Here is an 11,147-nt window from a genome sequence, read left to right on the forward strand (position 1 = left end):
CGTTTGCCGTTAAAAAATACCCGCCCCAACCCCCAGCCGAAGTGTTAGAATCCCCCGGCGAAAATTCAGGCCCGCAGGGATCGCAAGGGCTGTGCTACACGCCTCACCCGACACCCTGCTGTCACTCCCCGAATACAGGAAGCGCGTGTCATGTCTGCCCAGTTTATTCCCGGAATGCGAGTGGAAATCCGTGATGCCGAATGGCGTATTCAGCGGGTGGATCGTGCCAGTGATGGCGGCTTTCGGCTGCACTGCATTGGCCTGTCCGAGCTGGTGCGTGGGCGCGAATCCCTGTTTCTGAGCAAGCTGGAACAGAACGCCCGTATTCTTGATCCGGTCAGCACCGAGCTGGTGGACGATCTCTCCAGCGGCTACCGTGCCGCCCAACTCTATATCGGCACCGCGCTGCGGCAGACGCCGCCCACCGATGAGCGGGTGTACCTGGGCCATGAAGCCGCCATGGATGTATTACCGTTCCAGCTCGATCCCGTGCGTCAGGCATTGCAGCAACCGCGGCAGCGTATTCTGATTGCCGATTCCGTGGGCCTGGGTAAAACGCTGGAAGCGGGCATTCTCACCAGCGAACTGATCCGCCGCGGGCGCGGCAAGCGCATTCTGGTGCTGGCCACCAAATCCATGCTGGGCCAGTTTCAGCAGGAGTTCTGGCAGCGCTTTACCATCCCGCTGGTGCGGCTGGATTCCGTGGGCCTGCAGCGGGTGCGCAACCAGATCCCCACCAACCACAACCCTTTCCACTATTTTGATCGGGCGATCATCTCCATCGATACGCTCAAGCAGACGCTGGAATACCGCCATTATCTGGAGCAGGCCTACTGGGACATCATCATCATCGATGAGGCCCACAACGTGGCGCGCCGCTCCAACAACTCCCAGCGTCACCAGTTGGCCGAACTGCTGTCGACCCGTTCCGATACCCTGGTGATGCTCTCGGCCACGCCGCACGATGGCAAGCCGGAAAGTTTTGCCAGCCTGATGAACATGCTCGACCCCACCGCCATCGCCAACCCCGGTGATTACGCCCACGAAGACTTCCGCGACAAGGGGCTGGTGATTCGCCGCTTCAAGCAGGATGTGGCGCAGCAGTTGGCCACCGCCTTTCCGCAGCGCGAGATCAAACTGGAAAAAACTGTCGCCAGTGCCGCCGAAGAGCAGGCGTACCGCCACCTGGCCGAAGCCGATTTCCATTCGCTGGATTCGGGCCGTCAGACCGGCTCCGGCCTGTTCCGCACCACGCTGGAAAAGGCGCTGTTCTCCAGCCCGGCCGCCTGCATGAGCACGGTGGAAAACCGCCTCAAGCGGCTGCAGCAGAAAACGGACATCACCGACGAGATCGCCGCCGACATCAGCCAGCTGGAAGGGCTGGCGCTGGCGCTGCGGGCGATCACCCCGGAGCAGAATTCCAAATACCGCCTGCTGCTGGATATGCTCAAGAACAAGGGCGACGCGGCGCTGGGCTGGAAAAAAGCCGAAGACGACCGCCTGGTGATCTTCACCGAAAGCCTGCAAACCCTCGATTTCCTGGAGCACCAGTTGCAGCAGGATCTCAAACTGAAGAAGGGCGAACTGGCGATCCTCAAGGGCACCATGCGCGATACCGATCTGGCCGACATCGTCGACCAGTTCAACCGCCGCGAGAGCAAAATCCGCCTGCTGCTCTGTTCCGATGTGGCCTCGGAAGGGATCAACCTGCACCACCTCAGCCACCGCATGGTGCATTACGACATTCCCTGGTCGCTGATGGTGTTTCAGCAGCGCAACGGCCGTATCGACCGCTACGGCCAAACGCGCCAGCCGCAGATCCGTTACCTGATGACCGAATCCACCGACGCCAAGGTGCGCGGTGATCAGCGCATCCTTGAGGTGCTGGTACAAAAAGACGAACAGGCCGGGCGCAACATCGGCGACCCGTCCGAATTCATGGGCCTGTTCAGCCAAGAGGCGGAAGAGGCCAAAGTCACCGAAGTAATGGAAACCCGCCGCGAAGCCGAGCCGGATGCGGATGATCTGAGCGACCTGTTCGATGATCTCTTTGGCGATACCGCCGAACAGGCCGAAACCGCACTGGATCAATTCCTGCCGCACCAGCAGGTGACCACCCTGGCCGAACTGCCCGATGCCATCGCGCCAACCCCGCGCCTGTATCCGACCGATCTGGCCTACGCCCGCGAGGCGCTGAACTGGCTCAGCGAGCAGCAGGGCGGTGTCACCTTCAGCGTGGATGAGGCCAAACAGCAGCTCGACTTGACCGCCCCGGTCGATCTGCAACAGCGGATCAAATTCCTGCCCCGTGAAATTCAGCCGGAGGATCAGCGCTTCATCCTCAGCACCGACAAGCAGCGCGTGCAGCAGGCGATCAAGCGCCGCCGCGACGGGGACGACACCGCCTTCAGCGCCGTGCAATATCTCTGGCCGCTGCACCCGGTGATGGAGTGGCTGCAAAGCCGGGTGCAGGATGCCTTTGGTCGTCACACCGCGCCGGTGGTGCGCATGGGTGACAAACTGGGCCGCGACGAGCACTGGTTCATCGTCCAGGGCGGCTTCCCCAACAAGCGCGGCCAGGCACTGATTCAGGCCACCCTCGCCGTGCAGGTGCGCAGCAACCGGGTCGGCATCGTGCAGGACGCCATGGAACTGCTGCAGCAGCTCAAGCTCAACGGCACCCCCATCGCCAACCCCGCGCTTGCACAGGACACCCGCCGCCTGCAACAGTTGCTCAAGCCGGTGGTCGCCAGCGTGCGTCAGGAACTCAAACAGCGCCGCGACGGCATCGAACGCGAACGCCACCAGCGCCTGAACGAACACCTGGCCAAACTGGAAGCCCTGCGCAACAAGCACGTCAGCCAGCTGGAACTGCAACTGGAGCGCTCCGACCAGCCCGAAGCCTTCAAGCAGCGCATGAAGCAGGACCGCATGCACCAGATCGAAAAGGTATTCACCGAATACCAGCACTGGCTGGCCGAAACCCAGCACACCGAAACCGACCCCTACATCCAGATCGTCGCCGTTCTGACCGGGCAGCAGCAATAAGGAGCACTACACATGGCGTGGTTTGGCATCTCCAACGAAAACGAATTCTACTCCGAGCACTACCTCAGCGAGATTTTCCGCAGCGACATCACCGAGCGGCTTGATCGCTGGCAGGGCGAGGAAGACGCCGCCCGCGAGGCCCGGCGCGAGCAGGGCGATTCTTCCGGCCTGCCGCTGCATCAACTGGCCCCGCACAACGCCCTGAACCGTATCGCCCGTGATGCCCTTAATACCTTCAAGGAACTGGAGCGCGAGAAAACCCCGCACGACCAGCTTGCCCTGCAGCGCCCCTGGCTCAAGCAACTGCTGGCGCTGTTCGGCTTTGAGGCCAAGCCCCAGCGCCTGCCGCTGACCGAAGGCGGCACCGATCTTGAACTGCCGCTGCTGGCCGAACTCACCGACAGCCAGGGCCGGCCGCTGCTGTGGATTCTGGAAGCCCTGCCCGAAGGCGACCCCGATGCCGACCCGCTCACCCAGCCGGTGCAGCCGCGCCAGCTCGACAGTCTTGCGTCCACTCCCGTGGCCAAGGCGCTGAAAGGGCGCGACTGGCAGGAACTGATCGCCACCGGCGTGTTCAGCCAGCGCACCCCGCCGCGCTGGGTACTGCTGTGCAGCGCCCGCCAGTGGCTGCTGCTCGACCGTGCCAAGTTTGCCCAGGGCCGTCTGCTGCGTTTTGACTGGCTGGAACTGTTCAGCCGCCGCGAAACCGACACCCTCAAGGCCGTGGCCGTGCTGCTGCACCGCACCAGCCTGCTGGCCGATCAGGGCCAGGCGCTGCTCGATACCCTGGACGAAAACGCCCACAAGCACGCCTATGGCGTCTCCGAAGACCTGAAATACGCCCTGCGCGAATCCATTGAACTGCTCGGCAACGAAGCCGCCCGTCAGCTGGTGGAACGCGCCAAACAGCAGAAGAAGGGCATCTACTCCGGCCAGAACGAACTGGACCCGGCGCAGCTCTCGCTGGAATGCCTGCGCTACATGTACCGCCTGCTGTTCCTGTTCTACATCGAGGCCCGCCCGGAGCTGGGCTACGCCCCCATCGACAACGAAACCTACCTCAAGGGCTACTCGCTGGAGAGCCTGCGCGAACTGGAACTGGTTCCGCTCACCAGCGAACGCGAACGCAACGGCCGTTATCTGCACGACACCCTGAACACCCTGTTTCGCCTCATCCATGAAGGCTACCGGCCCGAGGCGCAAACCGACCTGGCGTTCGAGGCCATCGAAGCCGATGCCTTCACCCTGCATTCGCTGAAAAGCCACCTGTTCGATCCCGAGCGCACCAAAATGCTCAACCCGGTGGTCTTCCCCAACGCCCTGTTGCAGCGTGTGATCCAGCTCATGTCCCTGTCCCGCGAGGGCAAAAGCGGGCGCGGGCGCAGGCGTCGTGGCCGTATCAGCTACGCCCAGCTCGGCATCAACCAGTTGGGTGCCGTGTACGAGGCGCTGCTCAGCTACCGCGGCTTCTTCGCCACCGAAGACCTGTACGAAGTCAAACGCGAAGGCGACAAGCACAACGAACTGGACACCGGCTACTTCGTCACCGCCGACGAGCTGGAGGATTACAGCGACGAGGAGCGCGTCTACGACCGCGATGAGCAGGGCCTGCGCCGCCTGCGCGTGTACCCGCGCGACACCTTCATCTACCGCTTGGCCGGGCGCGACCGGGAAAAATCCGCCAGCTACTACACCCCCGAGGTGCTCACCCGCTCACTGGTGAAATACGCCCTCAAGGAACTCTACGCCGAACAGCTCGACCCCCTGGTAAACGAGCAGGGCGAACCGGACTGGCAGGCCCGCGCCGCGCGTATCCTCAAACTGAACATCTGCGAACCGGCCATGGGCAGCGCGGCCTTCTTGAACGAAGCCATCGACCAGCTCGCCGACCGGTATCTGGAACTGGCCCAGCGCGCCCGCAACGAACGCATCCCCCAGCACCAATACCTGCAGGAAAAGCAGCAGGTGAAGATGTACCTGGCCGACAACAACGTGTTCGGCGTGGACCTGAACCCCATCGCCGTGGAGCTGGCGGAAGTCTCCATCTGGCTGAACGCCCTGTCGAAAGACCGCTTCATCCCCTGGCTGGGGCTGCAGCTCAACTGCGGCAACTCGCTGATCGGCGCGCGCCGCGATGTTTTCCCGCTGTCCAGCCTCAAACTCAAGGCCAAACAGGACGGCTGCTGGCTCAACAGCGCCCCGCGCCCAAGCCCACTGGGGTTGACCGGGCAGAGCCAACGCGCAGCCGACGAGATCTGGCACTTCCTGCTGCCCGATAGCAACATGGCCAGCTACGCCGACAAGGTGGTGAAACAGCGTTACCCGCTTGAGATCAAGGCGATCAGTGACTGGCGCAAGGCGTTTTGCAGCCCGTTCAGCGCCGCCGAGCTGGACCGCCTTAAACTGCTCAGCCGCAAGATCGATGAACTCTGGCAGCAGCACACCGAAAGCCTCAAGCGGCTGCGCGACAAAACCACCGACCCTTACGATATATACGGCCACCAGGACCGTGGCCGCACCACCAGCCTCAGCTTCAAGGACGAGGCGCTCAGCGGCGAACTACTTTCAGAGCAGCTCAACAACGCCAGCGCCTTCCGCCGCCTGAAGCTGGCCATGGACTACTGGTGTGCGCTCTGGTTCTGGCCCATCGACCGCGCCGATGATCTGCCCGGCCGCGAAGAATGGCTATTCGACCTGGAAAACCTGCTGCTGGGCGATACCCTCAGCGCAGGCCCCAGCGGCGAAGTGCGCGATCTGTTTGCCGAAACCGCCGATGAAGCCGAGGGCAAGGCGTTTGTAAACAAGTTCGGCGTGGTCAACCTCAAGGTGCTCTGCCAACACTTCCCGCGCCTGCAACTGGCCCAGGAGATTGCCGACCGCGAACGCTTCTTCCACTGGGAACTGGTTTACGCCGACATCTTCGCCGCCCGTGATGAATCCACCCCCGGTGGCTTCGACCTGATTTTGGGCAACCCGCCCTGGCTCAAGGTGGAATGGCAGGAAGGCGGCGTGCTGGGCGACCACAACCCGCTGTTTGTACTGCGCAAGTTCTCCGCCAGCCGGCTCAACGCCCTGCGCGACGAGCTGTTCAGCGATTACCCCGAAGTGGAGCAGGCCTGGCTCACCGAATACCAGCAGGCGGAAGGCACCCAGAATTTCTTGAATGCGACGGTGAACTACCCGCAGCTTAAAGGCGTGCAGACCAACCTGTATAAATGCTTTTTGCCCCAGGCCTGGCGCATCGGTAACAGCAAGGGCGTGGCAGGCTTTCTGCATCCGGAAGGGATTTACGACGACCCCAAAGGCGGGGCGTTCAGGGCCGAGGTGTATCCGCGGCTTAGGGCGCATTTTCAGTTTCACAATGAGCTGCGCCTGTTTGCCGAGGTGCACCACGCCACCATGTATAGCGTCAATGTGTATGGCCCTGTGCAGGAAAGGGTCAGCTTTACACACTTGGCTAATATGTTCGTGCCCGGCTCTATTGATGCCTGTTTCGAACATGATGGCAGTGGCGATGTTCCCGGTATCAAGGACGAGCAGGAAGTGGATGGCAAGGTGAAGGTAAGTTGGAACATCAAAGGCCATCACGACCGTTTGATTCAGGTGCATGATCACGAACTGGCGCTCTTTGCCCAGCTCTATGATGAAGCGGGAACCCCGTCGCTGCAGGCCCGTTTGCCTGCGCTTCATGCCCGCCAGTTGACCAACGTACTGGAAAAGTTTGCCGCCCAGCCCCGCCGTTTGGGAGATTTGAAAGGGGAATATTTCTCCACGGTGATGTTTGATGAAACCTACGCACAGCGCGATGGCACCATCAAACGTGCCACTCAATTCCCGCAAGATGCCGGCCAGTGGATACTTTCCGGTCCGCATTTCTTCGTCGGCAACCCTTTCAACAAGACGCCGCGTGATCCCTGCAAGCTGAATAGCGACTACGACTGCCTCGACCTGCAAACCCTGCCGGACGACTACCTGCCGCGCACCAACTACATCCCCGCCTGCAGCGCCGACGAATACCGCGCCCGCACTCCCAAGGTCAGTTGGGTGGAAGAGGGCCGTACCGAGCCGAAGCGAGTGACGGAGTATTATCGGTTGGCAAGTAGAGGGATGCTGTCACAGTCAGGTGAAAGGACATTGATTTCAGCCGTTATTCCTCCTGGAGTTGGACATATGAATGGTGCACGTTCGTATGTTTATAGAAGTAAAAAGCTGTTGTTAGATCATGCATCTATGGTCATTTCTTTACCTTTCGACTTTATATGTAAGTCCACAGGGAAAGCCAATTTGCACCAGATGCTAGACGATTTTACATTTGTGAAATTTTCGAATGAAAAGCGTCAACGGTGTTGGATTCGTTTGGCTGCACTAAGTGCGATGACCACCCACTACGCCGACCTCTGGCAATCCTGCTGGCAGGACAGCTTCCGTCAGCAGCAGTGGGCACTGCTGCACGCCGCCAAGCGCCTGGCCCCCAACGGCAGCGCCGACTACCTGCGCCAAATGGCCCCACTGCTCGACGCCGACTTCTTCGCCAACCTGACACCCCACTGGCAACGCCACTGCGCCCTGCGCACCGACTTCGCCCGCCGCATGGCCCTGGTCGAAATCGACGTGCTCGTGGCCCAAGCCCTGGGCATGACCCTGGACGAACTCAACACCATCTACCGCGTCCAGTTCCCGGTGATGCGCCAATACGAAGCCGACACCTGGTACGACCAAACCGGCCGCATCATCTTCACCCCCAGCAAAGGCCTGGTCGGCGTCGGCCTGCCGCGCAAAGCCAAAGCCGCCGACCTCAAAGACGGCACCCGCTACCGCATCCACCGCTGCGATGGTCCGGCTGAAACCGACATCAACCTGGACGCCCTCAACGCTCAGGCTGAGAAAAAATCCCTCGGCTGGGACGACATCAAACACCTCCCCGCCGGCTACAAGGTCAGCAAAACCTACACCGACCACACCCAACCCGGCGGCCCCATCGAACGCACGTTGGACTACCTCGCCCCCTTCGTCAAACCCGACCGCGAACGGGACTACCAACTGGTGTGGGAGGTGTTGGCCGACCAAAACGCCGGTTGTTAAACGACTCGGACAAATCTATCATGTACAAAGTACACGGATGTACCCATGATTACATTTATTGAGCTGAACGGATTCAGCAAGCGCAGAAAAGAATTGCTCACGGATGAGTGCTTTCGACTTATGCAAGAAGCACTGATCGTCAACCCCGAGGCCGGTCGCCGTATCGAAGGCACAGGTGGCTTCAGGAAGTTGCGCTGGGCATTGCCCGGCATGGGCAAAAGCGGGGGTGTACGGGTAATTTACTACAGCCTTGTGCCCAAAACTGGGCGTCTGTATCTGGCGGTTATCTATGCGAAGAACGAGCAAGATACCCTCACCGACACGCAGAAAGCCATGCTTAAAGCACTCACCGACAAGCTTGTATAAGGGAGGCCACTATGAACGATGAACTCTTTGCCGATCTCCTCGCCAGTGCCGAAGAGATGGTCGCCATTGAAAAGGGTGAGCGCACGCCTGACGAAAAGTCCGTTCACCACTTCGATACGCCGGATGTGCGAAAGATCCGTGAAGTATCCGGCAAAAACCGCCAGGAATTTGCCCGTATCATCGGTGCCAGCGCTGAAACCGTAAAAAGCTGGGAAACCCGCAGGCGCAACCCGACCGGCCCAACACGGAAACTGCTGCAACTCATTGCAGCCGACCCTAAAGCAGCCATGCGGATTCTAGAACAAACCGGCCCTTAATACAGGCTGTCAAATACCGATGCCAGGTTCGGCCTGTCGGGTACTGGGAACGAACCCATCGCCATCCAACAAGGAAGCGGATGACCCAAGGTGACAAATATACTGAAACCCTGTTTTCGGCCTCCCATTGCTGAAATAGGGCAGGCCGCCGAACTGCTGAGTCAGGCTGTGGATGCACATCTGGCCGGTGATCGGTACAGGGCTGCGGTACTGATCCGCCAGGCCGATATGCCGGTGATTGCACAGTGGATTGAGTCGATCATCGGTAAAAGCAGCCCTTGGGTCAGGCTGGCGCCCGTGCTTGAGCTGGTATTACCCAAAGAGCAGCGCGAGCCCGCGCGTATGCCCAATGCGGCCGTGAAAGCGGCACTGCTTCAGCGCGATGGCTACCACTGCCGCTTCTGCGGCATCCCGGTGATCCGCCGTGAAATTCGTGAAAAAATCGGCAAGGCTTACCCGGATGCGCTGCGCTGGGGTAAACGCAACGCCGAGCGCCACGCTGCTTTTTTTGCCATGTGGTTACAGTACGACCATTTGCGGCCCCACTCGAAAGGCGGCGGCAATGAACTCGACAACATCGCCATAACCTGCGCCGCCTGCAATTACGGACGCGGCGGGTATAGCCTGACTGATGTCGGCCTGGAGCACCCGTTCAAGCGTCTGCCGGTTATATCAAACTGGGATGGGTTGGAGCGGTTTGAATAAAGTTTCAGGAAAACGGGCAAGTGCGTGTGTGGCAATGCGCGGTGTGATGCGTGCGCTTGAACCCACCTATCGTTAGGCATCGGTGGTGTTTTACGGGATCAGCTGCACGGAGCTGCAATAAAAAAACGGGCACTCTTTGCAAAAGTGCCCGCCAATGGGGGAGTGTTCGAGGTATCAATTACCGAAAGCGCGCAATCTCTTCGCAGGTATCCTGCTCGGCGTTATGGTGCACCAGTTCGACGCGGTAATGGTGGCCAGTCAGACGCTCCAGTGACTTCTCGATCAGGCCGAAACCGAAGAAACAGATGGAGCGTTCACCCACCGGGTTGGCTTCAATCTTGCCCAACCGATTGAATTCGCAGCCCTTAATGTCGATGCGGATGTTTTCACCTGCAGGTGTCAGATTAACGCTATCAAAGGTGCCTATGCGACTAAGTGCATCGCTCAGCAGGGTACAGGCGTCATCAATATTCTGGTTCTCAGGCCAGTCCGGCCAAAGTTCGTGACTGCTGTGGGTGCCCATGTCGCGCATGGTGGCGTGTGCGCCCATTTGTCCGAGCATGTCGGACAGGCCGGTTGAAATACGCGCAAGGATAACGTTACGGGGGTCTACGGACATCTAGCATCTCCTTTGCCAGTCTTCGCTTAATTAGTGTGCTCTAATGATCAGACGCTATCATGTCTGCTTTGGCGATCCAACCTAAAAGAATAAGATTATAACCTTTTTGTTGATATGGCGTGCCTGTCCACGGACAAGCCGTTACTGAGACCTGCGAAACGGTAGAGGGCAGTGGCTGTTATACGCTGGACTCTGGTGTTTGTGCTGATCAGCCGGTTGTTGTGTGGCTGGAGCCACATTGGTTTTGCCGGTAGGCTCAAGCCAGGATGATGATCTGCACAGGAGGCTTGTATGAGTGATTCGCTGTTTTCCGTTGATACCCCCGTGACCATCCCGGTACTCAATGCCATCGCCCATATGCCCACGGCCAGTTTGCCGGTGCTGCTCGATGATGCCTTTATCCGGCGCCTGAGCGATGCCGATTTCATGCGTATTGCCGTGTTGCTGGCGCAGAAAAGCCTGGACGAGGGCGGTTGCCCGATCGGGGCGGTGATTATCGATCAAAAGAGTCGCCGGATTCTGGGCAAGGGCCACAATACGCTGGTGCAGGAAAACCACCCCTATAATCACGGCGAGACCTCAGCCATTCGCGATGCCGGTCGTCAGGATTTCAGCCGCTGCACGCTGTTTACCTCGCTCAGCCCCTGTGAGGTCTGTGCCACACTGGTGTCTATGCGCGGTTTCAGCCGCGTGGTGGTGGGCGATGTCACCAGTGCCTGCGGCACCGAGGATCTATTGCGCCGCAAGGGTGTGCAGGTGGATATTCTGGAAGATGCTCGGGGCGTTGAGCTGTATGCCCGTTTTAGCCAGCAGCAACCGGCGCTGGAGCTGGAAGACTGGCAGGGTGTGGCGGCGGTTGCACGCAAGGCGTGAGGGAAATGATCGGTCAATAAAATGGATACAGGAGTATCTAAATGTCGCATCCCGGATGATCATATAAGCCAAAGGCGTTATCCTTGGTTCGTCGCTCGCGACATCATGTACCACGCCATTGAGCAATTCATCCAGCA

General features: G+C 59.8%; 7 protein-coding genes. 6 read left to right on the top strand and 1 reads right to left on the bottom strand.

From position 1 onward, the window contains the following. The first annotated feature begins 150 nt into the window (after positions 1-150). The 5 genes from KTN04_RS13740 (at position 151) to KTN04_RS17300 (ending at position 9,518) form a co-directional block, all read left to right on the top strand. The gene (locus tag KTN04_RS13740) at positions 151-3,048 is read left to right on the top strand and encodes a DEAD/DEAH box helicase (protein WP_217335812.1); all 2,898 of its coding nucleotides are present in this window, start codon (positions 151-153) and stop codon (positions 3,046-3,048) included. Between the two features lie 12 nt (positions 3,049-3,060). Next, positions 3,061-8,130 carry an Eco57I restriction-modification methylase domain-containing protein gene (locus tag KTN04_RS13745; RefSeq protein ID WP_217335813.1) on the top strand — a complete coding sequence of 1,690 codons (5,070 nt, stop codon included), beginning with the start codon at positions 3,061-3,063 and terminating at the stop codon, positions 8,128-8,130. 45 nt (positions 8,131-8,175) lie between these two features. Further along, positions 8,176-8,496 carry a type II toxin-antitoxin system RelE/ParE family toxin gene (locus tag KTN04_RS13750; RefSeq protein ID WP_217335814.1) on the top strand — a complete coding sequence of 107 codons (321 nt, stop codon included), beginning with the start codon at positions 8,176-8,178 and terminating at the stop codon, positions 8,494-8,496. An 11-nt stretch (positions 8,497-8,507) separates the two neighbouring features. Further along, complete coding sequence (nadS, locus tag KTN04_RS13755) at positions 8,508-8,813, top strand: NadS family protein (RefSeq protein ID WP_217335815.1); 306 nt, start codon at positions 8,508-8,510, stop codon at positions 8,811-8,813. A gap of 90 nt (positions 8,814-8,903) precedes the next feature. Beyond that, positions 8,904-9,518 carry an HNH endonuclease gene (locus KTN04_RS17300; protein WP_217335816.1) on the top strand — a complete coding sequence of 205 codons (615 nt, stop codon included), beginning with the start codon at positions 8,904-8,906 and terminating at the stop codon, positions 9,516-9,518. 178 nt (positions 9,519-9,696) lie between these two features. On the opposite strand, the gene KTN04_RS13765 is transcribed toward KTN04_RS17300, so the two are convergent. After that, on the bottom strand, positions 9,697-10,137 hold the full coding sequence (locus tag KTN04_RS13765; protein WP_217335817.1) for a hypothetical protein: 441 nt from the start codon (positions 10,135-10,137) through the stop codon (positions 9,697-9,699). A 291-nt stretch (positions 10,138-10,428) separates the two neighbouring features. Here KTN04_RS13765 and KTN04_RS13770 point away from each other — a divergent pair, with 291 nt between their 5' ends. Further along, on the top strand, positions 10,429-11,010 hold the full coding sequence (locus tag KTN04_RS13770; RefSeq protein WP_217335818.1) for a nucleoside deaminase: 582 nt from the start codon (positions 10,429-10,431) through the stop codon (positions 11,008-11,010). Positions 11,011-11,147 lie beyond the last annotated feature (137 nt).

Source organism: Marinobacterium weihaiense, assembly GCF_019061305.1.
GTDB lineage: Bacteria > Pseudomonadota > Gammaproteobacteria > Pseudomonadales > Balneatricaceae > Marinobacterium > Marinobacterium weihaiense.